The sequence below is a fragment of the Janthinobacterium sp. GW821-FHT03A03 genome (assembly GCF_059421435.1).
Genome location: NZ_JBWKUZ010000016.1, coordinates 44946 through 69786, shown reverse-complemented (window position 1 = coordinate 69786; position 24841 = coordinate 44946). Strand labels below are relative to the sequence as shown.

Sequence of the window (24841 nt, the reverse complement as noted above, 5' to 3'; positions counted from 1 at the left end):
ATTGTTTGACTGGCGTCATTGTCGCCGGGGCGATATCTCGTGGGTGCTTGATGTGGTATATTGTTTTTATGTTTTTGTTATGCTAGTTGAAAAAAATAGAGGAGCGACGATGCGGGTCAACACGCCTATCACGCAAAATGAATACGTATTAAATGACGGCATGACGATTGTTTCCACCACGGATTTACAGGGAAACATCAATTACGCCAATCAGTATTTCATTGAAGTCAGCGGCTTTTCAGAAATGGAACTGCTGGGAGCGCCACAGAATATCCTGCGGCATCCCGATATGCCGGCCGAAGCGTTTGCCGACCTGTGGGACACCATCAAGACGGGCATGCCGTGGACGGGCATGGTCAAGAACCGCTGCAAGAACGGCGACTTTTACTGGGTCTTCGCCAATATCACGCCCGTCATCGAAAACGGCCGCCCGATCGGCTATATGTCCGTGCGCACCAAGCCCACGCGCGAGCAGGTCAACGAAGCGGCAGCCCTGTATAAAAGTTTTAAAGACGGCAATAGCGCCAGGCTGGCGATCCGCAATGGCCGCGTCGTGCGCCAGGGCTGGGCCGCCAGGCTGGCCGAGTGGCGCAAGCTGAGCCTGTCGCAGGACATCGCCCTGCATTGCGCCGTCTTCGGCGTGGTGCTGGCCATCCTCGGCTGCGCCGTGTGGAGTATCGACGGTGAGACAAGCACGGCCACGCGCAGCTGGCTCAGCGGCGCTGCCGCCGCCGCCGTGGCGCTGATGCTGTATTTCTGGGTCCATCTGCACAACTCTCTCGTCGCGCCGCTGGGCGACGCCATCACGGCGGCGCGCAAGATGGCAGGCGGCGATTTGACGGGCGTCATCGACAAGGTGCGTGATGATGACATGGGTCAATTGATGGCGGCCTTGCGCCAGACGAATATCAACCTGCACAGCATTATCGGCGACGTGCGCGCCAATTTCGAGGATATCCGCATTACCACGGCGGAAATTGCCACGGGGAATATGGACTTGTCCAGCCGGACGGAATCGCAGGCATCCAGCCTGGAGCAGACGGCGGCCAGCATGGAAGAACTGACGTCGACCGTGCAGAACAGCGCCGATCACGTGTCCACGGCCAACGACCTGGCGGCGCAGGCGTCGACCATCGCGGCCAAGGGCGGCACCATCGTCAGCGAAGTGGTCACCACGATGGACGAAATCAGCACCTCGTCGCGCAAGATTCTCGACATTATCGGCCTGATCGACGGCATCGCCTTCCAGACCAACATCCTGGCCTTGAACGCGGCCGTGGAAGCGGCGCGCGCGGGCGAGCACGGCCGCGGCTTCGCCGTCGTGGCGGGCGAAGTGCGGAGCCTGGCGCAACGCTCGGCGACGGCGGCCAAGGAAGTCAAGCAGCTGATCGACCATTCGATCGCCACCGTGAATGCGGGCAGCGTGCTGACCAGCAATGCGGGCGCCACCATGACGGAAGTGATCGCCTCCGTGGCCCGCGTGACGGAAGTGATGGACGAGATTTCCTCGACCACGCGCGAGCAGAACCAGGGCATCGGGCAAGTCAACCAGGCTGTCATCCACATGGATGGCATCACGCAGCAGAATGCGGCGCTGGTGGAGCAGGCCGCCGCCGCCGCCGCCACCAATCTGGCGCAGCGCACCGACAGCGTGGCCAAGTCGATCGGCATCTTCAAATTGAAGGCCTCGCCCAAGCGCAAGGTGGCCGGCGCGGGGCGCGGCGCGGGCGCGGGCGTGGCGTCGCGGGCCTTGCTGAAGGCGCGCCAACCCGGTTAGTGCCGGGGGCAGTCACTGCGTGAGCGGAATGCTTCCCATTGGGAGCATTCCCCCCAGTTTGCTTTTGGGGTACTTTTACTGCTTCACCCGATACACTTCCCCGCTGCGCACCTTCTTCACCACGCCGTCCCCGCCAAACAGAATCACATATTCGCCCTGCGCGCCCGCGGCGGCCGGGTAGCTGTACATCCACACTTCCTTGCCGCTGTCGAAGCGGATGGCCGTGCTGTCGCCCAGTGCGGCGCGCACCTGTTCGCGCGTGCTGCTGCCCGGCCGCACCACCTGTTCCAGGGTGGCGTAAGGCACGTTCTTGCTTGCCTGCAAGGCGCGCGTGCCGGAGCAGGCGGCCAGCAGCGCCAGCATGGCGATCAGCAGCCATTTCATGGCGCCACCTCGTCCATGTAGTCAAATTCCAGCAGGGTGTCGTCGGGCCAGCTGGCATCCCACAGGGGCGCGTAATACGTGCGGTCGAGCAAGACCTGGCAATCGCAATACGGCAGCGAGGCGGGCGTTTGCTCGCCGCCCGCATACAGCATGGCGAACGGCAGGGCCAGGCGGCGTTCGCCATGCACGAGGGTGACGCCGAACAGGGGCCGCTCCGTGAAGAACAGATAATTGCCGTCCGGCTCGGAACACACTTTGTCGGTGCTGTAGAGCATGCTCGACAGCCAGGCGATGATTTGCGGGTCGTTCGAGATCAGGCCGGAATCCATGCCGGCGCGGCATTCCAGGCGCAGGTCGCCCAGGCGCCGCGTGCCGGGCGGCAAGCCGGGCGTGATGACCTGCGCGCGCCAGCTCATGGTGGAAGCCCTGCGGTTGGCGAGCAGCACGGCGTCTTCGCGCGCCGCCTGCGCATTGCGCACGGGGGCAAAGCTGTTGTCCTCTGCCAAGGGGAGCGGGATGCTGACGGTATCGCCGGCGATGCGCAGCTGCACGCCCGTCATGTCCACGCCGGGCTGGCGCGGCAGCAAACGAAAGCGCAGCACGGCCTGCGGCGCCAGTGCATGGTCGCGCTCGAAGCGCTCCACGCCCTGCAGCATCTTGCGGTAGGATTTGTCGACGGGGTCGCGCGTGGCGTCCACTTTTACTTGCGGCACGGGCGCGGTTTGCGCCAGTGCAACAGCGCTGGACAGTGGACCAGCGAGCAAGCCAGCGAGCAGCAAGGAGAGAGGAGTGCGCATGGCTTGATGCTACGCCTTTTTGCGCGGCAGCCACGCACGGATGGGTATTTCAGTATTCGCTATATTTGCGCGCGTCGCCGCGCACCTGCTGCGCCGGGTATTTCTGCGCATTCAGTGCCATTTTTTCCAGCACGGCCGCGTGCAGGTCAACGCCGCTCTTGTCGGCCAGGCGTACCAGATACATCAGTACGTCGGCCAGTTCGTGGCGGATGCCCGTGCGCTTGGCTTCGTCCAGCTCGGCGTCCGCGCCCGTGGGCAGCCACTGGTAATGCTCCGCCAGTTCCGCCACTTCCACGGACAGGGCCATGGCCAGGTTTTTCGGCGTGTGGAACTGGTCCCAGTCGCGCACGGCGGCAAAGGCGCGCAGGCGCGCGCGGATGTCGAGCAGGCTGTCGGCGGGCGCGCTCATGCGGCCGCCCGCAGCGGCTTTTCCATGAAGACACTGAACGGATCGTCGCGATACTCGCCGTACGGCCCGCGCCGCTGGTAGCCTTGGCGCGCGTACAGGGCGATGGCCTCGGGCTGGTGGATGCCCGTTTCCAGGGTCAGCAAGCGGCAGCCGCGCGCCAGCGCCTGCTCTTCCAGCAGGGCCAGCAGGCGCCTGGCCAGGCCCAGGCCGCGGCTGTCCGGGTGCACGTACATGCGCTTGACCTCGCCGAAATCGGGCGTGACGACGATGGCGCCGCAGGCGCGCGCCGCGCCCTCTGGATCGCGGGCGACGGCGAACAGCAGGGTGTCCGGCGGCAGGGACGCCAGGTCCAGCGAATAGACGCACTCGGCCGGATACAGGGTTTGTTGATATGCATCAAGCTCGGCGATCAAGGCTTGCACGTCGGCTTGCCGCGGCGATTCCAGGTGAATTTGCATGGTGGAAAGTACGTTGACTGAGATGCCCCCATGGTATCACTGCGGCCGCGCCAGGCGCATGCTCAGGCCGATGGGCGACATCACAAACCCCATCAATTCCTGCGCCTCGCCGCCGTCCGGCGTATCGACGCCGGCGAGGTCGAAGCTGCCCAGCAGCATGGCCATGGCGATCTTGATTTCCAACAAGGCCAGGTAGCGGCCCGGGCAGGTGCGCAAGCCGGCGCCGAAGGGCATGGCGGCGCGCTTGTCGTTGACTTCCTCGCTATCGGCCAGCCAGCGCTCGGGCTTGAACGCCTGCGCGTCGGGAAAGTGGCTATCGGACACCGTGTCGTGGCGCATCACGCACCACACGAGGGTGCCGGCCGGCACGGCGATGTCGCCGATGACCGTGTCGCGCAGCGCCTCGACGGGCAGGAAGGGCGCCACGGGTTTTAAACGCATGGCCTCGCTGGCGCAGGCGCCCAGGTAGTCGAGGCTGTCCATCTGCTCGATCGTGAAGGCGCCCACGTCGGGCGCCAGGCGCCGCACTTCCTCGCGCGCCCGCGCCAGGGTGTGCGGGTTGCGTTGCAGCAAATAAATCATCCACGACAGCGTGTTGGCCGTCGTGTCTTCGCCCGCCAGCAGCATGGTCAGCACATTGCCCGCGACATTGCGGTCGCTCACGCCGCTGCCTTCCAGGTCGGCGGCGGCGATCATGGCTTCGAGCAGGTTGGGCGGGCGCGCGCGGCGCGCCGGATCGTGCGCCATGCGCGCGCGCGCCTGCTGCACCAGGCCGGCCACGGCGGCGGAGAGGGCCGCCACGTCGCGGTCCAGGCGGCGGTCGATGGGCAGCTTGACGTAGCGCCAGTACGGGAACATGGACAGGCTGCGCCGCGCCACGGCGGGCAGGATGTCGTCCATGTGGCGCTGGATCACGTCCTCGCCCGATTCGAGCGTATTGACTTCCGTGCCGAAGGCCAGGCCGGCGATGATGTCGACCGTGTAGCGCTTCAGGTCGCCGTCGAGGTCGATCGCCTGGCCTTGCGTGGCGGCAAGATGCCAGCGCCGCTGCAGGCGCTGGGCCACCGTCACCAGCGCGGGGAAATAGGCCTTGATGGCGCCGGGCGCCATGCCGGCCATGACCATGCGGCGCTGGTTGCGCCACTCCGTGCCTTCGGCCAGGAACAGGCCGGGGATGCCGCCCATTTCCTCGGACACGATGGAGCTGCTGAGCGGACGCCGGAAACCGTCGGGGCGGTCGCGCAGCACGGCGGACACGGCCTCGCTGTCGGCCACCACCAGCACCAGCGTGCGGCCGAACCAGGCGCGCAGGTAGGGGCCGTAGCGCCGCACCCACTGTTCCACGTCGCGGTGGATGCGCGTGAGCTTGATCTGCAGGCTGTTGCCGACGATGGGCAGGGCGAATGGCCCCGGCAGGCGGCGGATCTGGCGCAAGGGCCGCGCGATGGCGGGGGGGGCGGCGGGCGCGGCGGCATGGTCGAGTGGCGGCATGAACATCTCCTGACGATACGGTGAAAGTACGAGGATGGCTTGCAAGATTTGCTTGCAATTATAGTCATACTTTACGCGATTGCGGACCGCCTGTATTGAACGAATACGACATCGCGCGGCATGCGCAATTGCCGGTACAATCGTCGCCATGCCTGCCGCCCCTCTGCCCCTGACCCGTTTGATCGCGCCGCGCGCCGCGCTCGCTTCCTGCGTGCGCGCCATCCTCGTGCGCGACACCACGGGCTGCGCGCTCCTGCCGCCGGCCCAGCGCCTGAACCGTTTTCCCGCCGCGCCCATGTGCAGCATCATCTGGACCGTCGCCGGCGACGTGGAAGCGGCCGGGCCGGGCCTGTCGCTGCCGGACGTGCGCATGCCGCCCGCGCTGTTCGGCGGCCCCCGCTCGTATCCGCTGGTCAGCTACAACCCCGGTCCCGTGCACTCGTTTGTCGTGATGTTTTATCCGGCCGCCCTGCATGCCTTGACGGGCGTATCGATGGATGCCTTGCTGGACCGGTTCCGCCCGCTCGACGCCGTGTTTGGCGCGGACTGGCTGGCCCTGTCCGACGCCGTGCTGGCCGCGCCCGACGATGCCGCCCGCGTCAGCCTGGTGGAAGACTTTCTCGCGCCGCGCTGGCTGGCGGCGCGCAAGGGCAGCGACCATCCTGCCGGCGCCGTGCAGGACTGGGTGCGCCGCCTGGGCGTGCAGGCCGCATCGACGGGGCTGGCCAGCAGCGTGCGCCATATCGAGCGCCGCATCAAGGCCTGGGCCGGCCAGCCCATGCGCACCTTGCGCCGCATGCGCCGCGCGGAACAGCTGTTCCTCGACGAGCGCGGCGCCATCCTGCAGGGCGCGGTGTCATGGTCCGATATCGCCGCCAGCGGCGGTTACGCCGACCAGGCGCATTTCTGCCGCGAGACGCGCGAAATCACGGGCTTGAGCCCCACCGAGCTGGCGCGCGCCATCCGCGACGATGAAAGCTACTGGGTCTACCGGATATGGGCGTAGTGAATGCCTGACCAAACCTGCTGCGCGTCGGTATAGGCGGCCTGCGATGCTCACCGTACTACAGTACGGTTGCGCTTCTTGGCCACCTCTCCCTTCCGCCCGCTACGGTTTTGTCAGGCATCGGGACGCTGAGTAATGCTATTTTTTTCTTGAAATACCACGCCTTTTGCCAAAGTGACTTCATGGTGCCCCGCGCCGGGCGCCAGCATGGGGAAGCAGTTTTCCGCGCCGTGCACGCGCACGTCAAGGAAGTAGGGGCCGCTCGATGCCAGGCAGTCCGCCAGCGCTGCGTCGAGTTCCTCGCGCCGGGAGACCGTGCGCGCCTGCCAGCCGAACGCGCGCGCCAGGGCGACGAAATCGGGCAGCGCTTCGGTGTAGCTGTGGCTGTAGCGCCCGCCGTGTATCAGTTCCTGCCACTGGCGCACCATGCCCATGTAGCCATTGTTCGACAACACCACCTTGACGGGCAGACGGTGCTGCACGGCCGTGGCCAGTTCCTGGATATTCATCAGGATCGAGGCGTCGCCGCTGACGCACACCACGCATTTTTCGGGGTGGGCGATCTGCGCGCCTATGGCGGCCGGCAAGCCATAGCCCATGGTGCCGGCGCCGCCCGAGGTCAGCCAGCGGCGCGGCTGCTCGAAGCGCAGATGCTGCGCCGCCCACATCTGGTGCTGGCCCACGTCGGTGGAGACGAGGGCGTCGCCGCTGTCCATGCTGTCGAGCGCCGCCTGCAGGCGCCGCATCAGCGCCTGCGGCGCGATGACGTCCGGCGTATCGTCGAACGCCAGCGAGTCCTGCGCGCGCCAGCCGTCGATGCGCCGCCACCACGGCTGGCGGTCCGCCAGCAACCGCCCGCGCAGCTGCGCCAGCAACGCGGCCAGCACGGGCGCGCAGTCGCCGCGCAGGGCCACGTCGGCGCGCACCACCTTGCCGATGGACGCCGGGTCGATATCGATGTGGATGACCTTTGCGCCAGGACAAAAGGCGTCCAGCCGCCCCGTCACCCGGTCGTCGAAGCGGGCGCCGACGCAAATGACCAGGTCGGCATGGTGCATGGCCAGGTTCGCCTCCAGCGTGCCGTGCATGCCCAGCATGCCGAGGAAGGCCGGGTGCGAGGCGGGAAAGGCGCCCAGGCCCAATAAGGTCAGGGTGCACGGCGCGGCCGCCAGTTTCACCAGTTGTTGAAACGCGGCGCAGGCCTCCGGGCCGGAATTGACGAGGCCGCCGCCGCCATAGAACACGGGCCGGCGGGCGGCGGCGATCAGGCTGGCGGCCTGTTCGAGATCGGAGGCTGCCGGCGGCGGCAGCGGGGCCGGGGCGCAAGGGGCAGGCACCGTCGTTGCCTGCACCGGCGCCAGCTGCAGATCCTTGGGAAAGTCGACCAGCACGGGGCCGGGCCGGCCTTGCGTGGCTTGCGCGTACGCTTCGCGCACGACGTCGGCCGTCTCGTCGGCCGCGCGGATTTGCCGGTTCCACTTGGTGACGGGGCGCGAAATGCCCAGCGCGTCGCATTCCTGGAAGGCGTCGGTGCCGATGCTGGTGGTGGCCACCTGGCCGCTGATGCAGATGACGGGGATCGAATCGCACAGGGCGTCGAGCAAGCCCGTGGTGGTGTTGCTCATGCCGGGGCCGGACGTGACGAAGACGACGCCGGGCCGGCCCGTGCTGCGCGCATAGCCTTCGGCCGCGTGCACGGCCGCCTGTTCGTGGCGCACGAGAATATGGCGCAGCCGGGGCTGGGCGTGCAGCGCATCGTACAGGGGCAGCACGGCGCCGCCCGGGTAGCCGAAGACGGTGTCGACGCCGAGCGCCAGCAGGGTGTCGATCAGGGTGCTGGCGCCGTTGTGGGAGGCGTGCGCGAGGAGGGGAGCGGGATCGGGTTTCATGGCCTTATTTTCTGCCTGATGCGGCAGAAAAGGCTGCTGGTTTTCTCGTATAGAATGCATTATTGAGCAAAATTTGCTGCAAAATAGTGAAAGAACAGAATGAAGCTGGATAAATTCGACCTCGCCATCCTGGCGGCCCTGCAGCAGGATGCCCGCATCAGCCTGCACGAGCTGAGCGCCAAGGTGGGCCTGACCTCGTCGCCGTGCTGGGCGCGCATCAAGCGCATGGAGGACGATGGCGTCATCGAGGGTTATACGGTGAACGTCAACGCGGCCAAGGTGGGGCTGGCCGATACCGTCATCGTGCAAGTCACGCTGGACGACCATTCCGACCAGGCCCTGTTCGAGTTCGGCCACGCGCTGGCCATGATCCCGGAAGTGCTGGAAGCGTTTCTCGTCTCGGGCGACTACGATTACTACCTGCGCATTGCCGTCAGCGACACGCGCGACTACGAACGCCTGCTGCGCGAGCGCCTGTATAAAATTCCCGGCATCCGCCACAACAAATCGAGCTTTGTGTTGCGCCAGCTTAAGCAGAGTTACCTGCCTTTGCAGCGTTGACTTTGTTACCCCTGCCCGGCACGGCGGGAGTTTTTCCCTAGCCCATCCCCGGTGGCTGTCCGATACTGGACAGTCATAAAAACCACGATAAAAACGGGGATACGCATGAAACTGACTTTATTGGCCGCCGCCATGGCGCTGTGCCAGGCGCAGGCCGCCGACCTTGCCGCTGACGCCAGCGCGGCCATCAGCCTGGCTGCCTCGGGCGACTTGCCGACAGTCATCATCACGGGCAGCATGCCGCTGCCCACCGTGGAGCAGCCGCGCGATGCCCTGGCCGCGCCCGTGCAGACGGCCGGCGCGCAGCAGATCGCCGCCAGTGGCGCGCTCGACATTTCCGCCTTCCTGCGCCGCAACCTGGGCAGCGTGGTTGTGAACGAGGTGCAGAACAACCCCTTCCAGCCCGACGTCAGCTACCGCGGCTATACGGCCTCGCCCCTGCTGGGCACGCCGCAAGGCCTGTCCGTGTACTTGGACGGCATGCGCCTGAACCAGCCGTTCGGCGACGTCGTCAGCTGGGACTTGATTCCGCGCATGGCGATTGAATCGCTGACCCTGATGCCTGGCTCCAACCCCCTGTTCGGCCTGAACACCCTGGGCGGCGCGCTGGCCCTGCAGACCAAGGATGGCAAGAGCAATCCCGGCACGGCCGTCGAGGCGCGCCTGGGCTCGCACCAGCGGCGTGCTGTCGAATTCGAGCATGGCGGCAGCCATGCCAGCGGCTGGCACTGGTACGTGACGGGCAACCGTTTCAGCGAAGACGGCTGGCGCGACGATTCCCCGTCCGACGTGCGCCAGGTGTTTGGCAAGCTGGGCTGGAGCGATGCGCGCACGGATATCGCCGTCACCGTGGCCCACGCGGACAATGCGCTGACGGGCAACGGCTTGCAGGAGCAGCGCATGCTGGCGCGCGACTACCGCAGCGTCTACACCAAGCCCGATTTGACGCAGAACAAGTCCACTCTGTTGAATCTGACCGGCAGGCACCAGGCCGGCGCTGGCTTGCTGCTCTCCGGCAATGTGTACTACCGCAAGATCGACACGCACACGTTTAACGGCGACCTGAACGACGAGTCGCTCGACCAGTCCGTCTACCAGCCCGGCGCGGCCGAACGGGCGGCGCTGGCGGCGGCCGGCTACACGGGCTTTCCCGCCAGCGGGGCGAATGCAAGCAATACGCCATTCCCGAAATGGCGCTGCATCGCCAACGTGCTGCTCAACGATGAACCGGCCGAAAAATGCAACGGCATGCTCAACCGCAGCCATACCGAGCAGGAAAACTATGGCTTGTCAGGCCAGCTCACCGTGCTGGCCGACCTGGCCGGCGCGCGCCACAGCATCACGGCCGGCGCCGCCTTCGATGCCAGCCACGCCACGTTCCGCCAGAGCAGCCAGTTCGGCTATCTGAACCCGGACCGCAGCATCACGCCCGTCAACTTCTTTGCCGACGGCACGCAAATCGACGACGACGGCACGCCCGTCGACAAGCGCGTCGACTTGAGCGGGCGCATGCGCACGTGGAGCGTGTATGCGAGCGACAGCATGGCGCTGAATCAAGCGTTGACCCTGACCGTCTCCGGCCGCTACAACCGCAGCACGGTGCGCAACCGCGACGCCATCACGCCGGGCGGCGGCAGCGGCTCGCTCGACGGCGACCACCGTTTCAGCCGCTTCAATCCCGCCATCGGCCTGGCCTATGCGCCGGCGAAGGGCGTGAGCGCCTACCTCGGCTACAACGAAGGCAGCCGCACGCCGACGGCCATCGAACTCGGTTGCGCCGACCCGGAAAACCCCTGCCGCCTGCCCAACGCCATGGCCGGCGACCCGCCCTTGAAACAGGTCGTCACCAAGACGTGGGAAGCGGGCCTGCGCGGACCATGGGGCGACGTGGCGCGCTGGAGCGCGGGCCTGTTCCGCGCGGAAAACCACGACGATATCCTGTTCGTGGCCGACAACCAGGCCGGTTTCGGCTACTTCAAGAATTTCGGCAAGACGCGCCACCAGGGCGTGGAGCTGGCGGCCGACGGCAAGGCCGGCGCGCTGGACTTCGGCGTCAACTACACATGGCTGCAGGCGACGTATCAAAGCCGCGAAACCGTCAACGGCAGCGCCAACAGCAGCAGCGATGCGTCGGCTCCCGGCCTGGAAGGCAATATCGTCATCACGCCCGGCAACCGCATACCGCTGACGCCCAGCCATATCCTGAAAGCGCACATGGACTATCAGGGCGGACGCGACTGGACGGTGGGCCTGGCCATGACGGCCGTGTCGAGTTCCTACGCGCGCGGCAATGAAAACAACCGGCACCAGGCGGGCGGCCCGTCTAACCTGGGGTCCGGCAAGAGCGGCGGCTACGCCGTGGTCGAGCTGAACGGCAAATACCAGCTGACGCCGCGCCTGAGCGTGTTCGCCCAGGTGAATAATCTGTTCGACCGCAAGTATGCGACGGCGGCCCAGCTGGGCGCCACGGGCTTCGACGCCAGCGGCAATTTCGCCGCCCGCCCGCTGCCCGCCGTGAACGGCGACTATCCGATGGTCAACGCGACGTTTTACGCGGCCGGCGCGCCGCGCAGCGTGAATGCGGGCCTGCGCTATGCATTTTAAGGGTGGGTATTTTCAATAATGCCATTGCGCAGCGCCAGGTGGACGAGGGCGGCGGGGCCTGGCACGTCGAGCTTTTCCTTGATGCAGGTCTGGTGGTTGGCCACCGTCTTGCTGCTCAGGTGCAGCAGGCGGGCGCAGTCGGCGGCGCTGCGGCCGGCGGCCAGCAGGCGGAAGATTTCGAATTCGCGCTGGCTCAGGCTGCTCAACCGGTCCGCTTCCCTGCGGGCCGTGCCCTGCAGCACGGCGGGCGCGCTGTGCGGGTCCAGGTAGCGCCGGCCCGCGTGGGCGGCGCGCACGGCGTCGACCAGGTGTTCCGGGTCGGCCTGCTTGCTGACGAAGCCGCAGGCGCCGCCCTCAAACGCGCGCGCGATCAGCTGCGGCGTGTCGTGCATGGTAAATACCAGCACGCGGGCGCTGGCATCGCGCGCGAGCAGCTTGCGCAGCAATTCCAGGCCGCCGATGCCGGGCATGGACAAGTCCGTCACGCAGACGTCGGGCGCCTGTTCCTGGTGCAGCGCATACGCCGTTTCGCCATTGCCCGCCTCGGCCACGACGGCGATGTCGCCGCCTTGCTCCAGCAGGCGCCGGTAACCGGAGCGCACCACCGGGTGGTCGTCCACCAGCATCACGCGGATCGGGGCCAGCGCCGCGTTCATGCCGCGCCAGCCGTCAGGGGCATCGCCACTTCGATGCGCAGGCCCTTGCCCAGCGCGCTGATCCAGCGGATATGGCCGCGCATGCCCGCCACGCGCTCGCGCATGCCCAGCATGCCGAATCCGCTGTATTCGGTGTTGTCCTGGCGCAAACCCCGGCCATTGTCTTCCATGGTCAGGTGCAGGATGCCGTGCGCATCGGCGCGCAATTCCACCGTGGCGCTGTCAGCGCCCGCGTGGCGCGCCACGTTCGTCAAGCCTTCCTGCACCAGGCGGTAGATGGCGGTGGCCGTGCTGTCGTCGAGGCCGGCGGGGATGGCGTGCGACGCGTAGCGGCAGGCGATGCCGTGCTGCTGCGCCCAGCTGTCGCACAGCGCCTGCAGGGCCGCATCGAGTCCCAGGCTGTCGAGCGCGGGCGGGCGCAGCCGGCGCAGCATGGTGCGCACCATCGCATGCAGCGCTTCCGACGAGCGGGCGATGCTGGCCGCGCAGGCCTGCACATTTGCCTGGTCGCCGTCGCGCGCGCGCAGGATGTAGCTGGCGGCGGCGCGGATGGCCGTGCAATCCTGTCCCACTTCATCGTGCAGCTCGCGCGCCAGCGCGCAGCGCTCGTCTTCCTGCGCGCGCATCAGGCGCTGCGTCAGCGCCCGGTTTTGCGCCAGCAGGACCGCCACCTGGCGCCCCCGCCGCACGGCAAAGCCGGCCAGCGCCAGCGCCAGCAGCAGCAGGCTCAGGGCCAGCTCGTCAAGTTGCCAGTGCTCCTGGCGCCAGAGTGCGCGCGCCAGCCTTTCCGACAGGTCCAGCCTGGCGGCCAGCAGGAAAAACGCCGGCGCCAGCACGCAGGCCAGCAGGACGGCGCGTGCCGGCCTGCCGCGCGTGCTGGCCCGGGCGCTCAATTGATAGTGTTCCATGATGCACGCTCCCCGAGCACGGTCGATGCCGATGTTCTGCAATCTTCATGCCACCGCCGCCGGGCGGGCGTGGGCGCGCCGCATGGGCGGCGGGGCCGGGCGGGGTGTTCCAGGATGGAACAGGTGTACCGCGATGTGACGGTGCGCCGTGACGCTGACGCCAGGCGCGGTTTTCCAGCTTATCCGAAGTTGCCGGCAGATGCAGGCGCGCACGTTTGACGACGCGCTGGCCGTTGTGCGGATGTAACGTTGAGATTCGTCAAATGTTCATAGACGAGACAAAACAAAGTTTCGGGATGTTAGATAAAAAATAAATAAATGATATTAAAAATATGATATTTATTTTATGCAATTTGCTATATTTATTGGCACTTTTGTGAAAAAGCTGCAAGCGGGCGCCAGACCTGCCGACCTCTCTATCCACAACAATCAAGGGACCAGAATGAATCGCTCATCATGTGCAGTGCGGGTATCGCCCGCCACCGTCCATCGCTCCGCTACCCGCGGTCGCACAACCCTGTTATCCGCCCTGGCCACGCTGGCGCTGCTGTCTTCGGCGTCCGCCACGGCCAGCATCCTGACCTTCGACAGCTTGCGTCCCGACGTGTATGCAAGCGGGCAGACGCTCAATACCTCGAGCTACAACCTGCATTTCCTGGCCGACCCGACGACGGCGGCCAGCGGCGGCGTCAGCGGCGTGGGCGCCATCCTCGATGGCCGCGTGGGCTCGTCGTGCGATATCGCCGCCTGCCCGCAGGGCGCCACCGGCAATTACCTGGCCATCCTCAACGATGGCGGCGTGAATTTTTCGCGCGCCGACCACCAGGCGTTCAGCCTGGCCGGTTTCGACTATTCCTTCATCGCCCCCGTCTCCGGCTTGCCCGACATGCAGTGGGGCCAGCTGCAGCTGAGCGGCACCCTCAGCAACGGCCAGGTGATCAGCACCTCGCTGGCGTTTCCCGGCCAGGGCAGCGATGGCAATTACCATTTCCAGAGCGCTTCCCTGCTGAGCGGCTTCGGCAACCATGCGTTTACGGGCCTGACCTTCAGCGCCTGCATTTTCAATGACACTGGCGTATGCAGCAATTCCCTCGATTTCCCCGCCTTTAACCAGGGCCAGTTCGCGCTCGACAACATCAATATCAGCGCCGTGCCGGAACCGTCGACGTATATGCTGCTGCTGGCCGGCCTGGGCGCCATCGGCATGGTTGCGCGCCGCCGCAGCGGCAAGTTCGCCGCGTTCACCGTGCAAGGAGCGTGAGATGAAACTACGTCCCGTTTCCCTCGCCATCCTCCTGCTGGCCGCCAGCCTGGCGCAAACGGCGCAGGCGCAGGAACGCCGCTCCTACATCGTGCAACTGGTCGACAAGCCGGCCGCCACCTACACGGGCCAGGTCGACGGCCTGGCCGCCACCAGGCCGGCCCCGGGCGCGCGCATCAACGTGGGCGCCGCCGACGTGCAGGCCTACCTGAGCTATCTCGACAGCAAACAGGCCGCCGTGGCCGAAACCGTCGGCGCGGCGCAGATCACGCACCAGTACAGCGTCGTCTTCAACGGCTTTTCCGCCCTGCTGACGGACGATGAAGTGCGGGCCCTGAAGAAGAACAGCGGCGTGGCCAGCATCAGCGCCGACTCCATCCTGCAGCTCGACACCAGCTACACGCCCACTTTCCTGGGCCTGGACAAGCCGGGCGGCATCTGGGAGCAGCTGGGCGGCAAGACGCACGCGGGCGAAGACATCATCATCGGCATCGTCGACAGCGGCATCTGGCCCGAGAACACGGCCTTTGCCGACCGTCTCGACGAGAACGGCGTGCCCAGCCACAGCGGCAGCAATGTCGTGTACGGCGCGCCGCCGGCCAGCTGGCAGGGCAGTTGCCAGACGGGCGAAGGCTTTGGCGCCGAGAATTGCAACAACAAGCTGATCGGCGCGCGCTACTACCGCGCCGCCACGTCGGCCCTGCACTGGACGGAATTTTTGTCGCCGCGCGATTCCGTTGCCGGCCTGACGGGCCACGGCGGCCACGGCACGCACACGGCCTCCACGGCCGGCGGCAACAATGGCGCCATCGCCACCTCGAACGGCGTGTCGCTGGGCAAGGCTTCCGGCATGGCGCCGCGCGCCCGCATCGCCGCCTATAAAGTCTGCTGGACGGCCGCCTCGACGGGCCGCAACGGCTGCGCCACGGCCGACAGCGTGGCCGCCATCGACCAGGCGGTCAAGGATGGCGTCAACGTCATCAACTTTTCCATCGGCCCGAACGCGGGCGGCGGCGCCTTCGACGAGCCGACGGAAGTCGCCTTCCTCGGCGCGGCGGCGGCCGGCGTGTTCGTCGCCACCTCCGGCGGCAATTCCGGCCCGGCCACGCCGGCGCCCGACGTGCCGGCGCCCGTCTCGCACATCAGCCCCTGGCTGGCAACGGTGGCCAATTCCACCCACAACCGCCTGTATGCGGGCAATGTCATCCTCAGCAACGGCAGCAAGCTGGAAGGCGCATCGAGCAACGCGAATACGCCGGCGCTGCCGCTGATCCGCTCGCGCGACGCGGGCCTGGCCGGCGTGCCGCCGACGGACGTCAACCTGCTGCGCTGCTTCGGCGCGGCCGATGCCGCCCCGGCGTATCTGGACCCGGCGAAAGTGGCGGGCAAGGTGCTCGTGTGCGACCGTGGCGGCAACGTGCTGGTCAACAAGAGCGCGAACGCCAGGACGGCGGGCGCGGCGGGCGTGGTCATCGCCAACGTGGCCGGCGGCGCCAACACCGTCATCAACCAGGCGCACGTGCTGTCGACCGTGCACCTGGCGCAGGCGCAGGGCGACGCGCTGAAGGCCTTCATGGCGGCGACGCCCGATGGCGCGGCGGCATTGGGCGAAATCCATACGATTGCCGACACGACGGTGCAGGCGCCCATCGTCAGCGACCGCTCCTCGCGCGGGCCGAACGTGGCCAACGCAAACATCCTGAAACCGGACCTGTCCGCGCCCGGCACCAACGTGCTGGCCGGCGTGACGGCCGACCTGACGCCGGCGCAGCGCGACGCCGTGGCGGCCGGCGGCGCGGCGCCGGCCGCGGAGTGGGATTTCTATTCGGGCACCTCGATGGCCAGCCCGCACGTGGCCGGCGTGGCGGCCCTGCTCAAGCAGCAGCACCCGAGCTGGTCGCCCGCGGCCATCAAGTCGGCGCTGATGACGACGGCCTTCAGCACGTATTCCGATGGCTTGAACGGTTCCGTGTCGTGGGATGCCACGGCGAAGACGTCGGGCCAGCTGCCATGGGGCCAGGGCGCCGGCCATATCGCGCCCAACAGCGCGGCCGATCCCGGCCTCGTGTACGACATGTCGGAAATCGACTATGCGCGCTTCCTGTGCGGCCTGAACCTGAAGGTCTACACGGCCGCCACCTGCCAGGCCGTCGGCACCATTCCCGCCTACAACCTGAACCTGGCGTCGCTGACGGCGGCCAACGTGCTGGGTACGCAGGTGCTGACGCGCACGGTGACGAACGTGGGCGCCAGCAGCGCCGTCTACAACGTCTCGGTCAGCCTGCCCGGCTACACGGTGGCGGTGACGCCCGCGAGCCTGAGCCTGGCGCCCGGCGCCAAGGGCCAGTACCAGGTCAAGCTGACGCGCACCACGGCGCCGGCCAATACCTGGACCTACGGCGCCCTGAGCTGGACGGATGGCACGCACACGGTGCGCAGCCCGCTGACGGCGCGCGGCACCTCGCTGGCCGCCATTCCTTTGGTCAGCAGCGAAGCGGCCTCGGGCAGCAAGGTGCTGACCCTGGGCACGGGCTTCACGGGCGCGCTGGTCGGCGTCAAGTCGGGTCTCGTCGAAGCCGTGCGCGAGTCGCGCACGATCGGCCAGGCGGCGACGGGCGCCGCCGCTTCGGCCGCCTGCAAGGCCGGCGGCGCCACGGGCGTGAACGTGCACAACGTGGTGGTCCCGGCCGGCACCCTGGCGGCGCGCTTTGCCACCTACGACGCGGAAACGACGGGCGGCGCGAATACCGACATGGACATGGAGGTCTACAACGCCGCCAATGTGCTGGTCGGCAGCAGCGGCAATGAAAGTTCCAATGAGCAAGTGGAACTGCGCCTGCCCGCCGCCGGCACCTACAAGGTGTGCGTGATCGGTTTCGCGCCGCAAAACGGCCAGGCCGACTACACCCTGTCGTCGTGGGTGCTGGCGCCGGGCTTGAACAACGGCAACTTCAAGGCGCTGATGCCGGGGACGGCCTACGTGGGCGGCACGGCGTCTGTCTCGCTGAGCTGGTCCAACCTGGCCGAAGGCAAGCGCCACCTGGGCGCCGTCGGCTACCAGGTGGGCGGCGTGGTGCAGGGCGTCACGGTGGTCGAGGTCAATACCAATGATCCCGTGCCGCTGTTCCAGAACGCGCGTAGCGCCAGGCCGGTACTGGCCGAGTAAGTCGTTCATGGTACGAACAAAGGCGTGCCTCCGGGCGCGCCTTTTTTATGCACGCACCCCGTCCGGGAGGAATAGCACTTGCATGGAGGCAACGCCCCCGGTATCTTGTCGAACAGCCATGGCTTTGTGCCCTGGCATTCTTGGGGAGTCGCGCGTGACCAGTTTCCGCACCAATACCGACCGCCTGCTGGAAGTGCGCCTGCAGGATGAAAAAGTGCTGGCGATTGCCGGCGCCATGGTCGCCTACACGGGCAGCATCAAATTTGAGAAATCCCTGCTGGGCGGCGAAGGCATCTTCGGCGCGCTCAAGCGCAAGGTGACGAACGAAGGCATGCAGCTGATGCAGGCTTCAGGCAGCGGCACGGTGTTTTTCGCGCAGAATGCGGCCGAGATCACCGTCATGGCGCTGGCCGGCGAAAAGCTGACCATCGAAAGCAGCAGCCTGCTGGCCTACGACACGGGCCTGAAGACGGGCACCAGCTTTGCGGGCCTGCGCGGCGCCAGTTCCGGCCAGGGCCTGTTTTCCACCACCGTCGAAGGCCACGGCAACCTGGCCGTCATTTCGCGCGGCAACCTGATCATGCTGGAAGTGACGCCTTCTCACCCGCTGCGCGTGGACCCGGATGCCTTCGTCGGCTTCAAGGGCGATATCCGCCAGGAATTCGTTTTTGATGTCAACTGGCGCACCATGATCGGCCAGAGCTCGGGCGAATCGTACCAGCATAAATTCACAGGCCAGGGCGTGGTGTTCATCCAGCCCGCCGAACGTTAAGTCAGCGAGGACCCGCCATGCCTGTCTATCAGCAGATCAATGAAAAGATGCTTGAGGTCAAACTCGGCAATGAAGAAGTGTACGCGCGCAAGGGCGCCATGGTGTCCTACCAGGGCGACGTGGCGTTCAGCCGCTCCTTCCTGGCCGGCCAGGGCGTGCAAAGCCTGGCCATGCGCGCCGTCACGAACGAGGGTTACGCCCTGATGTCGGCGCGCGGCACGGGCAGCGTGTTTTATGCGCAGGGCGGCCTGTTCGTCACCATCGTCCCCGTGCGCGGCGAAACTTTCTATGTGGAAAGCGACTCCCTGCTGGCCTTCGATGCGCGCCTGACGGCCGGCACCATGTTCCTGGGCAACCAGGGCGGCGTGCAGGGCGTGGTGCGCGGCATGGCCACGGGCCAGGGCTTGTTTACCACCACCCTGCAAGGCACGGGCGAAGTGGCGATTTTGTCCGACGGCAATGCCATCGGCTTGCCCGTCACGCCGGATGTGCCCGTCTTTGTCGATCCGCAAGCGTATATCGGCCACACGGGGCAGCTGGGCTCGACCATCGTCACGGACCTGAACTGGAAAACCTTCGTCGGCCAGGCGTCCGGCGAATCCTACCAGGTGAAGTTCACGGGCCAGGGCACGGTCTACATCCAAGCGAGCGAAAGGTAAGCCATGACGATTTACACCCCCGATACCTTGCCGAAGAACGATAAGCTGAACCGTTTTTCGTATGTCATCGACGTCAAGGAACAGATCTTCATTCGCAAGGGCAAGATGATCGCCTTCTATGGCGAGCTGCGCTTCGAAGCCATGGGCAGCAGCGTGCTCGACTTGATCGTGCGCAATGCCTTCAATGCGCCGAAATACGTGCATCACTTTGTCGTGGCGCAAGGCCAGGGCCAATTAATTTTGGGCGACAACGGCAACGACCTGGCCTGCTACGACCTGGACGACGCCAACATGACCATCCGCGCGAAAAACCTGCTGGGTTTTACCAAGGACGTGATCTGCCAGGAATCGACCTTGCCCGGTTATCTCACCATGATAGGCACGGGCAAAGTGATTGCCTCGTCGAACGGCCCCGTGCACTTCCTGGAATTGCCGTGCCGCGTGGACGAGCAGGCCGTGCTGGGCTGGGCCGATTGCCCCAGCCCGTCGTATCACTACGACTACGCCCACGTGCAGGGCTGGGCCTCGGCCGCCGGCGCACTCACGGGTTTTACCTTGTCGGGCGAGGAAAAGCAGATCGACTTCACGGGCGCCGGCACGGTGCTGGTGCAGTCGTCCGAACTGGACGTGACGGGCAGTTCCACCCTGATGCAGCTGCTGGCGCAATTGCCGCTGCTGGGCAAGGAAGACCTGGGCAAGCTGAGTCTTTCCGTGCAGCAGCAGATGAAGGACAGTCGTTAAGACCAGGAAGTCCAAGAGTACCTGACAGAACCGTAGCGAGCGGAAGGGAGAGGTAGCCGAGAAGCGCAACCGTACTGAAGTACGGTGAGCATCGCAGGCTGCCTATACCGACGCGCAGTAGGTTCGGTCAGGTACTCAAGGCCGCGCCCAGCCGGGCGGCCGTTTCTCCAAAAACGCGGTAACGCCTTCCTCCGCATCCTCTTCCATCATATTGCGCGCCATCACGTCGCCCGCATACGCATACGCCTCGTCCAGCGGCAGCTGGCGCTGCCGGTAGAACATGGCCTTGCCGTAGCGGATGGCCGTCGGGCTTTTCGCCATGATCTGCTGCGCCAGGCGCGCCACGGCCTCGTCGAGCGCCGTGTCGGCCACGGTTTCGTTGATCAGGCCCCAGTCGGCGGCCGTGTCGGCGTCGATGAAGCGGCCCGTCACCAGCATGTCGAAGGCCCGCTTGGGCGAGACATTGCGCGACAGGGCGACCGATGGCGTGGCGCAGAACAGGCCCACGTTGATGCCGGAGACGGCAAAGCGGGCGGACGCGCCCGCCACGGCCAGGTCGCAGCTGGCCACCAGCTGGCAGCCGGCCGCCGTGGCGATGCCATGCACGCGGGCAATCACGGGCACGGGCAAGGTTTGAATGGCTTGCATCACGCGCGAGCATTGCGCGAACAGGGTTTGATAATACGCAAGCTGGCGCGTGGCCTGCATCTGGCGCAAATCGTGGCCCGCGCAAAACGCCTTGCCTTCTGCGGCCAGCACCACGCAGCGCACGTCGGGCTGCTGCGCGATGAGGTCGAGTTCGGCCTGCAGCGCCGCCAGCATGGCTTCGGACAGGGCATTGAATTGCAGGGGGCGGTTCAAACGCAGGGTGATGAGGCCATCGTGCTCGTCGCGCAGCACCAGCGGCGCATCGGTATCTTGCAAAGCGGTCATGCGGTCTCCAGCGGCCTGATGGCCTTGTTATTTTCAGGAAAACTTACTTGGCGGCATTCACGCTGCCGATGCCGGCGATCGACTTGTGCACGATCTTCGGCTTGCCGTAATAAATCAGTTCGCCCATGCCGCGCACGACGGCGTTCAGTTCGCCCGAGGAATACACCTTGACGGAGCCGATGCCGTCGAAATTGACGTCGACATTCTTTGCCAGCAAGGCTTTCGTGTCGACTTCGCCCACGCCTTGCGCCTTCAGGCGCAGCCAGTCGACCTGGCCATCGGCGGCCAGGCGGCCCGCGCCCTTGTAGCTGATGTCGACTCTTGGGCCATTGAGCTTGGTCAAGATCTTCTCGCCCGCGCCTTCCGCGATCAGCTTGCGCAAGGTGGGCATGGTGATGATGATGCGCGGGTCGCCCTCGGTCTTCTTGATGTCCTTGTCCTTCATGGAAATTTTCAGCTCGCCGTCGACCACCTCCGTGATCACGCCGCTGAGGAATTTCTGGTCGCCGCGCAGCAGCAGGGTCTGCTCCTTGCCCGATTCCACTTCGATGCTGATGGGGCCGCGGATATCGATGGCGTTGAAGGCGCCGACCGTGCGCGCCTGCTCGTCGGCATGCGCGAGGGGCGCGGCGAAAGCAAGGGACAGGACGGACAACTGGAACAGATGGCGCATGGCGGTTTCCTCGAGTAGTTGATCAGTGTATTCTATGTTGCAACATCTCCAAGGTGGAGAAATTTGCGACGAACGGCACAAATCGCGGCATGGATGAGACAGCTCCGCCGCCGGCCAGCCGCGCGCCTGGCGCGGCGCCGTTCGGCTATGCTATGGCGTACCGCGTCCTGGAGACTGCATGAAAAATTATCACAAAGAAGATTACCCCGTCGCCGATATCCGGCGCTTCCTTGAGCCGGGGCCGGTGGTGCTCGTCAGTTCCACCTGGAAGGGCGAGAGCGACGTCATGACCATGGCCTGGCACATGCTGATGGAATTGTCACCATCGTTGCTGGGCTGCTTCATTTCCGACGCCAACCACAGCTATGAAATGATCAAGCGCAGCATGGAATGCGTGATCAACCTGCCCACGGCCGACATGGTCGACCAGGTGGTCGCCATCGGTAATTGCAGCGGCGAAGATACGGACAAATTCGCCGCCTTCGGCTTGACGGCGCAGCCGGCCGAGCAGGTGGGCGCGCCGCTGATCGCCGAGTGCTACGCCAACTTCGAATGCAAGCTGGCCCAGGTGGCGGGCAACCCGAAGGGCGGCTTCTTCATCTTCGAGTGCGTGAAAGCCCACGTGGCCACTTCGCCCAAGCTGCCCGAAACCCTGCATTACCGGGGCAATGGCGAGTTCATGGTGTCGGGCCGGACCATCAGCCGCAAGAGCCTGATGAAGCCCGAGATGCGTTAACCCCAAACGCAAGGGCCGGGGTCGGACCCTCAGGGTCCGACCCCAGATTTTGTCATTGGGTCAAATGACCCCCTGCGCCAGCATGGCATCGGCGACTTTCACGAAGCCGGCAATATTGGCGCCATCCACATAGCTGACGGTGCCGTCGGCGCGCGTGCCGTACTGCTTGCATGCGGCGTGGATGCCTTGCATGATCTGCAGCAGACGCGCGTCGACTTCCTCGCGCGGCCAGGAAATGCGGGCCGCGTTCTGGCTCATTTCCAGGCCGGACGTGGCCACGCCGCCCGCATTGCTGGCCTTGCCCGGCGCATACAGCACGCCGGCCGCCTCGAACGCTTTCGCCGCCTCGATGGTGGTGGGCATGTTGGCGCCTTCGGCCACGCATTGCACGCCATTGGCGATGAGCAGGCGCGCGTCGTCGATGTTCAGTTCATTTTGCGTGGCGCAGGGCAGGGCGATGTCGACCGGCACATGCCATGGCGCCACGCCCGCTTCGAAGCGCACGCCCGTGCGCGCGGCGTAATCGCTGACCCGGCCATACAGATGGTTCTTGACCTCCATCAGGATGGCCAGCTTTTCCGGCGTAAAACCGGCTTCGTCGATGACGGTGCCGCTGGAATCGGAGACGGTGATGACTTTCGCGCCCATGGCCATGGCTTTTTCCACTGCGTACTGCGCCACGTTGCCCGAGCCGGAGACGGACACGCGCATGCCTTCGAAGGAGCGGCCCCGCGTTTTCAACATTTCTTCGGCGAAATACACGGTGCCGTAGCCCGTCGCTTCCGGACGCATCAGCGAACCGCCGAAGCTGGCGCCCTTGCCCGTAAACACGCAATCGGCGCGGTTGCTGAGCTTTTTCATCATGCCGGCCATATAGCCCACTTCGCGCCCGCCCACGCCGATGTCGCCGGCCGGCACGTCCGTGTCCGAGCCCACGTGGCGGAACAGTTCGCTGACAAACGCCTGGCAGAAGCGCATCACTTCGCCGGGGCTCTTGCCCTTCGGATCGAAATCGGCGCCGCCCTTGCCGCCGCCCATCGGCAACGTGGTCAGGGCATTCTTGAACGTCTGTTCGAAGGCGAGGAATTTCAGCACGGACAGGGTGACGGACGGGTGGAAGCGGATGCCGCCCTTGTACGGCCCGATGGCCATGCTGTGCTGGATGCGGTAGCCGCGGTTCACTTGTACTTGCCCATGGTCATCGACCCACGACACGCGGAACATCACCACGCGCTCCGGCTCGATCAAGCGTTCCAGCAAGCCTTGTTCCGCGTATTTCGGGTGCTGCTCGAGGAACGGCCACAAGCTCTCCATGACTTCGGTGACGGCTTGCAGAAACTCGGGCTGACCTGGATTGCGTGCGGCGACATGCTGGACATACTCGTGGGCAGATGCGTATTTCATCAGAATTCCATGGAGGTAATCGGTTATTTGGGCAACTATCATCGCAGATTTTGCACAAAAATGGTGCGGAAATTTGGTTTTGAGGGGTTTCTGCTACATTGTGGGGAGTTTTCAGGACTCTGCGAAAGCTGCGTGGGGAAACGACAACGCCAGCCCGAAGGCTGGCGTTGCGGTCATGATTGCAGGTTTGGCTGCTCAAGCCGGGATGGGCATCACCCCGCCATGCTGCGCAGGATCAAGCCCGTGATGTAGGCGCCATAGGTGCCCAGCGCGTAGCCGAGCACGGCCAGCAGCACGCCCACGGGCGCCAGGGCCGGGTGGAAGGCGCTGGCGATGACGGGGGCCGAGGCGGCGCCGCCGATGTTCGCTTGCGATCCCACGGCCATGAAGAACAGCGGTGCGCGGATCAGCTTGGCGACGAGCAGCATCAGGCCGCCGTGGACGGCGATCCAGATCATGCCCAGCAGGAACAGGAAGGGCTTGTCGAGCAGGGCTTTCAAGTCCATGTGCATGCCGATGGTGGCCACCAGCACGTACAGCATGGCCGAGCCGATGGTCGAGGCGCCCGCGCCTTCCAGGCTGCGCGCCCGGGTAAAGCTCAGCAACAGGCCGAAGGTGGTGGCGAGGACGACGATCCAGAAGAAGTTCGATGTCAGGCTGTAATCCTGCAGGCGCCATGCGGCTGGCAGGGTATTGATCCAGCTGATGATGGGGCCGGCCAGGAAGTGCGACAGGCCCGTCACGCCCAGGCCCACGCCGAGGATGATCATGATGTCGGTCAGATTGGCGACGCGCGCATGCTGGGCCCGGTAGCTTTCGATGCTGTCCTTGAGCGCATTGATGGCGGACAAATCGGCACCGGTCCAGCGGTCGAAGGCGCCCGCGCGGCCTGCCAGGAACAGCAGCACGGCCGTCCATACATTGGCCACCAGCACGTCGACGGCGACGAACTGGCCGAACAGCGTGGCGTCCACTTCAAACACTTCCTTCATGGCCGCCTGGTTGGCGCCGCCGCCTATCCACGAGCCGGCGACGGTGGTCATGCCGCGCCAGGTGTCGCCCGCCACCGTTTCCGGGTGGAACAAACGCAGGGCCTCGAAGGAGACGAGGGCGCCCAGCATGACGCCGAGTGTTCCTGTGAGAAACATGATGATGGCCTTGGGGCCGAGGCGGAGGATGCCGCCGAAATCGATGGCCACGCACAGCAGCACCAGCGCGCTGGGCAGCAGGTAGTCGCGCGCCACGGCGTACAGGCCGGAGGCATTGCCGTCGATGATGCCGAAGGTGTTGAGCAGCGCCGGGATCAGATAGCACATCAGCAGCGACGGGATATACGTGTAAAACTTTTTCCAGAAACCGTCGGCGCGGGCGGCGGTCCAGAAGACGCCCCCCAGGGTCATGGCGAGCAGGCCGAGGACGACGGCGTCATTGGTGATGAGGGCAGGTGTGGCAGGTGGCATCGGGGATTCCGGTGAACGTGTCAGGAACGCACGGGATGCCGATCAGGCCCCCGGGCGCAGGGTGGCCGTATCGTATAGCAATGTTGAAGCCTAAAC

General features: G+C 65.7%; 22 protein-coding genes. 10 read left to right on the top strand and 12 right to left on the bottom strand.

Features of this window, described 5'->3' with window-relative positions; translation table 11 throughout:
* The first annotated feature begins 109 nt into the window (after positions 1 to 109).
* Positions 110 to 1777: a methyl-accepting chemotaxis protein gene (locus tag AC07VI_RS22660; protein WP_494808821.1), complete on the top strand. Its 1668-nt coding sequence runs from the start codon at positions 110 to 112 to the stop codon at positions 1775 to 1777.
* 75 nt (positions 1778 to 1852) lie between these two features.
* Here AC07VI_RS22660 and bamE read toward each other — a convergent pair whose 3' ends face one another.
* The 5 genes from bamE to AC07VI_RS22635 are packed head-to-tail and all read right to left on the bottom strand — an operon-like array spanning position 1853 to position 5316.
* Positions 1853 to 2161, bottom strand: coding sequence for an outer membrane protein assembly factor BamE domain-containing protein (bamE, locus tag AC07VI_RS22655; RefSeq protein ID WP_086145557.1), 309 nt, complete (start codon positions 2159 to 2161; stop codon positions 1853 to 1855).
* The gene (locus AC07VI_RS22650) at positions 2158 to 2958 is read right to left on the bottom strand and encodes a hypothetical protein (RefSeq protein WP_086145558.1); all 801 of its coding nucleotides are present in this window, start codon (positions 2956 to 2958) and stop codon (positions 2158 to 2160) included. Before AC07VI_RS22650 ends, bamE begins: the two co-directional genes overlap by 4 nt.
* Positions 2959 to 3007: 49 nt before the next feature.
* The gene (locus AC07VI_RS22645) at positions 3008 to 3367 is read right to left on the bottom strand and encodes a nucleotide pyrophosphohydrolase (protein ID WP_086145559.1); all 360 of its coding nucleotides are present in this window, start codon (positions 3365 to 3367) and stop codon (positions 3008 to 3010) included.
* The gene (locus tag AC07VI_RS22640; protein WP_086145560.1) at positions 3364 to 3825 is read right to left on the bottom strand and encodes a GNAT family N-acetyltransferase; all 462 of its coding nucleotides are present in this window, start codon (positions 3823 to 3825) and stop codon (positions 3364 to 3366) included. The genes AC07VI_RS22645 and AC07VI_RS22640 overlap by 4 nt, the downstream gene beginning before the upstream one ends.
* Before the next feature lie 36 nt (positions 3826 to 3861).
* Positions 3862 to 5316 carry a cytochrome P450 gene (locus AC07VI_RS22635; RefSeq protein ID WP_086145614.1) on the bottom strand — a complete coding sequence of 485 codons (1455 nt, stop codon included), beginning with the start codon at positions 5314 to 5316 and terminating at the stop codon, positions 3862 to 3864.
* Positions 5317 to 5464: 148 nt separating this feature from the next.
* On the opposite strand from AC07VI_RS22635, the gene AC07VI_RS22630 reads away from it, so the two are divergent.
* Positions 5465 to 6322, top strand: coding sequence for a helix-turn-helix domain-containing protein (locus AC07VI_RS22630; protein WP_492992372.1), 858 nt, complete (start codon positions 5465 to 5467; stop codon positions 6320 to 6322).
* Between the two features lie 113 nt (positions 6323 to 6435).
* On the opposite strand, the gene ilvB is transcribed toward AC07VI_RS22630, so the two are convergent.
* Positions 6436 to 8211, bottom strand: coding sequence for a biosynthetic-type acetolactate synthase large subunit (gene ilvB, locus AC07VI_RS22625; protein ID WP_086145561.1), 1776 nt, complete (start codon positions 8209 to 8211; stop codon positions 6436 to 6438).
* Positions 8212 to 8310: 99 nt separating this feature from the next.
* On the opposite strand from ilvB, the gene AC07VI_RS22620 reads away from it, so the two are divergent.
* Complete coding sequence (locus tag AC07VI_RS22620) at positions 8311 to 8772, top strand: Lrp/AsnC family transcriptional regulator (protein ID WP_492992374.1); 462 nt, start codon at positions 8311 to 8313, stop codon at positions 8770 to 8772.
* A 105-nt stretch (positions 8773 to 8877) separates the two neighbouring features.
* Positions 8878 to 11376, top strand: coding sequence for a TonB-dependent receptor (locus AC07VI_RS22615; protein WP_492992376.1), 2499 nt, complete (start codon positions 8878 to 8880; stop codon positions 11374 to 11376).
* On the opposite strand, the gene AC07VI_RS22610 is transcribed toward AC07VI_RS22615, so the two are convergent.
* Both AC07VI_RS22610 and AC07VI_RS22605 read right to left on the bottom strand, forming a co-directional pair.
* Positions 11373 to 12032 (bottom strand): response regulator, encoded by a 660-nt coding sequence (locus tag AC07VI_RS22610; protein ID WP_086145564.1) that lies wholly within the window; start codon positions 12030 to 12032, stop codon positions 11373 to 11375. The two genes, AC07VI_RS22615 and AC07VI_RS22610, sit on opposite strands and share 4 nt — an antisense overlap.
* The gene (locus tag AC07VI_RS22605; protein WP_086145565.1) at positions 12029 to 12940 is read right to left on the bottom strand and encodes a histidine kinase; all 912 of its coding nucleotides are present in this window, start codon (positions 12938 to 12940) and stop codon (positions 12029 to 12031) included. Before AC07VI_RS22605 ends, AC07VI_RS22610 begins: the two co-directional genes overlap by 4 nt.
* 442 nt (positions 12941 to 13382) lie before the next feature.
* Here AC07VI_RS22605 and AC07VI_RS22600 point away from each other — a divergent pair, with 442 nt between their 5' ends.
* From AC07VI_RS22600 to AC07VI_RS22580, 5 genes are all read left to right on the top strand, one after another.
* A complete protein-coding gene (locus AC07VI_RS22600) occupies positions 13383 to 14201 on the top strand; it encodes an NF038120 family PEP-CTERM protein (protein ID WP_193068926.1) in 819 nt (272 codons plus the stop codon).
* Between the two features lies 1 nt (position 14202).
* Positions 14203 to 17367 carry a S8 family serine peptidase gene (locus AC07VI_RS22595; protein WP_492992379.1) on the top strand — a complete coding sequence of 1055 codons (3165 nt, stop codon included), beginning with the start codon at positions 14203 to 14205 and terminating at the stop codon, positions 17365 to 17367.
* A gap of 118 nt (positions 17368 to 17485) precedes the next feature.
* Positions 17486 to 18139, top strand: a complete 654-nt coding sequence (locus AC07VI_RS22590) for an AIM24 family protein (protein ID WP_076565521.1) — start codon at positions 17486 to 17488, stop codon at positions 18137 to 18139.
* Between the two features lie 17 nt (positions 18140 to 18156).
* Positions 18157 to 18798: an AIM24 family protein gene (locus tag AC07VI_RS22585; RefSeq protein ID WP_086145567.1), complete on the top strand. Its 642-nt coding sequence runs from the start codon at positions 18157 to 18159 to the stop codon at positions 18796 to 18798.
* A 3-nt stretch (positions 18799 to 18801) separates the two neighbouring features.
* Positions 18802 to 19539 carry an AIM24 family protein gene (locus AC07VI_RS22580; protein ID WP_086145568.1) on the top strand — a complete coding sequence of 246 codons (738 nt, stop codon included), beginning with the start codon at positions 18802 to 18804 and terminating at the stop codon, positions 19537 to 19539.
* Between the two features lie 135 nt (positions 19540 to 19674).
* Here AC07VI_RS22580 and AC07VI_RS22575 read toward each other — a convergent pair whose 3' ends face one another.
* Both AC07VI_RS22575 and AC07VI_RS22570 read right to left on the bottom strand, forming a co-directional pair.
* Positions 19675 to 20472 carry an enoyl-CoA hydratase gene (locus AC07VI_RS22575; protein WP_099375235.1) on the bottom strand — a complete coding sequence of 266 codons (798 nt, stop codon included), beginning with the start codon at positions 20470 to 20472 and terminating at the stop codon, positions 19675 to 19677.
* Between the two features lie 43 nt (positions 20473 to 20515).
* Entirely contained in the window at positions 20516 to 21145 is a 630-nt protein-coding gene (locus AC07VI_RS22570; protein ID WP_086145570.1) for a head GIN domain-containing protein, read from the bottom strand.
* A gap of 178 nt (positions 21146 to 21323) precedes the next feature.
* Between AC07VI_RS22570 and AC07VI_RS22565 the strand changes: the two genes are divergently transcribed.
* Positions 21324 to 21881: a flavin reductase family protein gene (locus AC07VI_RS22565; RefSeq protein ID WP_492992382.1), complete on the top strand. Its 558-nt coding sequence runs from the start codon at positions 21324 to 21326 to the stop codon at positions 21879 to 21881.
* Between the two features lie 60 nt (positions 21882 to 21941).
* Here the strand turns inward: AC07VI_RS22565 and gdhA are convergent, their stop codons facing one another.
* Positions 21942 to 23285 (bottom strand): NADP-specific glutamate dehydrogenase, encoded by a 1344-nt coding sequence (gene gdhA, locus AC07VI_RS22560; protein WP_086145572.1) that lies wholly within the window; start codon positions 23283 to 23285, stop codon positions 21942 to 21944.
* A 212-nt stretch (positions 23286 to 23497) separates the two neighbouring features.
* Positions 23498 to 24745 carry a DUF819 family protein gene (locus tag AC07VI_RS22555; RefSeq protein ID WP_086145573.1) on the bottom strand — a complete coding sequence of 416 codons (1248 nt, stop codon included), beginning with the start codon at positions 24743 to 24745 and terminating at the stop codon, positions 23498 to 23500.
* Positions 24746 to 24841: the final 96 nt, after the last annotated feature.

Bases quoted from the DNA above. Each gene is read 5' to 3' on its own strand.
- AC07VI_RS22660 (WP_494808821.1), top strand. From the start codon at position 110: ATGCGGGTCAACACGCCTATCACGCAAAATGAATACGTATTAAATGAC.
- bamE (WP_086145557.1), bottom strand. From the start codon at position 2,161: ATGAAATGGCTGCTGATCGCCATGCTGGCGCTGCTGGCCGCCTGCTCC.
- AC07VI_RS22650 (WP_086145558.1), bottom strand. From the start codon at position 2,958: ATGCGCACTCCTCTCTCCTTGCTGCTCGCTGGCTTGCTCGCTGGTCCA.
- AC07VI_RS22645 (WP_086145559.1), bottom strand. From the start codon at position 3,367: ATGAGCGCGCCCGCCGACAGCCTGCTCGACATCCGCGCGCGCCTGCGC.
- AC07VI_RS22640 (WP_086145560.1), bottom strand. From the start codon at position 3,825: ATGCAAATTCACCTGGAATCGCCGCGGCAAGCCGACGTGCAAGCCTTG.
- AC07VI_RS22635 (WP_086145614.1), bottom strand. From the start codon at position 5,316: ATGCCGCCACTCGACCATGCCGCCGCGCCCGCCGCCCCCCCCGCCATC.
- AC07VI_RS22630 (WP_492992372.1), top strand. From the start codon at position 5,465: ATGCCTGCCGCCCCTCTGCCCCTGACCCGTTTGATCGCGCCGCGCGCC.
- ilvB (WP_086145561.1), bottom strand. From the start codon at position 8,211: ATGAAACCCGATCCCGCTCCCCTCCTCGCGCACGCCTCCCACAACGGC.
- AC07VI_RS22620 (WP_492992374.1), top strand. From the start codon at position 8,311: ATGAAGCTGGATAAATTCGACCTCGCCATCCTGGCGGCCCTGCAGCAG.
- AC07VI_RS22615 (WP_492992376.1), top strand. From the start codon at position 8,878: ATGAAACTGACTTTATTGGCCGCCGCCATGGCGCTGTGCCAGGCGCAG.
- AC07VI_RS22610 (WP_086145564.1), bottom strand. From the start codon at position 12,032: ATGAACGCGGCGCTGGCCCCGATCCGCGTGATGCTGGTGGACGACCAC.
- AC07VI_RS22605 (WP_086145565.1), bottom strand. From the start codon at position 12,940: ATGGAACACTATCAATTGAGCGCCCGGGCCAGCACGCGCGGCAGGCCG.
- AC07VI_RS22600 (WP_193068926.1), top strand. From the start codon at position 13,383: ATGAATCGCTCATCATGTGCAGTGCGGGTATCGCCCGCCACCGTCCAT.
- AC07VI_RS22595 (WP_492992379.1), top strand. From the start codon at position 14,203: ATGAAACTACGTCCCGTTTCCCTCGCCATCCTCCTGCTGGCCGCCAGC.
- AC07VI_RS22590 (WP_076565521.1), top strand. From the start codon at position 17,486: ATGGCTTTGTGCCCTGGCATTCTTGGGGAGTCGCGCGTGACCAGTTTC.
- AC07VI_RS22585 (WP_086145567.1), top strand. From the start codon at position 18,157: ATGCCTGTCTATCAGCAGATCAATGAAAAGATGCTTGAGGTCAAACTC.
- AC07VI_RS22580 (WP_086145568.1), top strand. From the start codon at position 18,802: ATGACGATTTACACCCCCGATACCTTGCCGAAGAACGATAAGCTGAAC.
- AC07VI_RS22575 (WP_099375235.1), bottom strand. From the start codon at position 20,472: ATGACCGCTTTGCAAGATACCGATGCGCCGCTGGTGCTGCGCGACGAG.
- AC07VI_RS22570 (WP_086145570.1), bottom strand. From the start codon at position 21,145: ATGCGCCATCTGTTCCAGTTGTCCGTCCTGTCCCTTGCTTTCGCCGCG.
- AC07VI_RS22565 (WP_492992382.1), top strand. From the start codon at position 21,324: ATGAAAAATTATCACAAAGAAGATTACCCCGTCGCCGATATCCGGCGC.
- gdhA (WP_086145572.1), bottom strand. From the start codon at position 23,285: ATGAAATACGCATCTGCCCACGAGTATGTCCAGCATGTCGCCGCACGC.
- AC07VI_RS22555 (WP_086145573.1), bottom strand. From the start codon at position 24,745: ATGCCACCTGCCACACCTGCCCTCATCACCAATGACGCCGTCGTCCTC.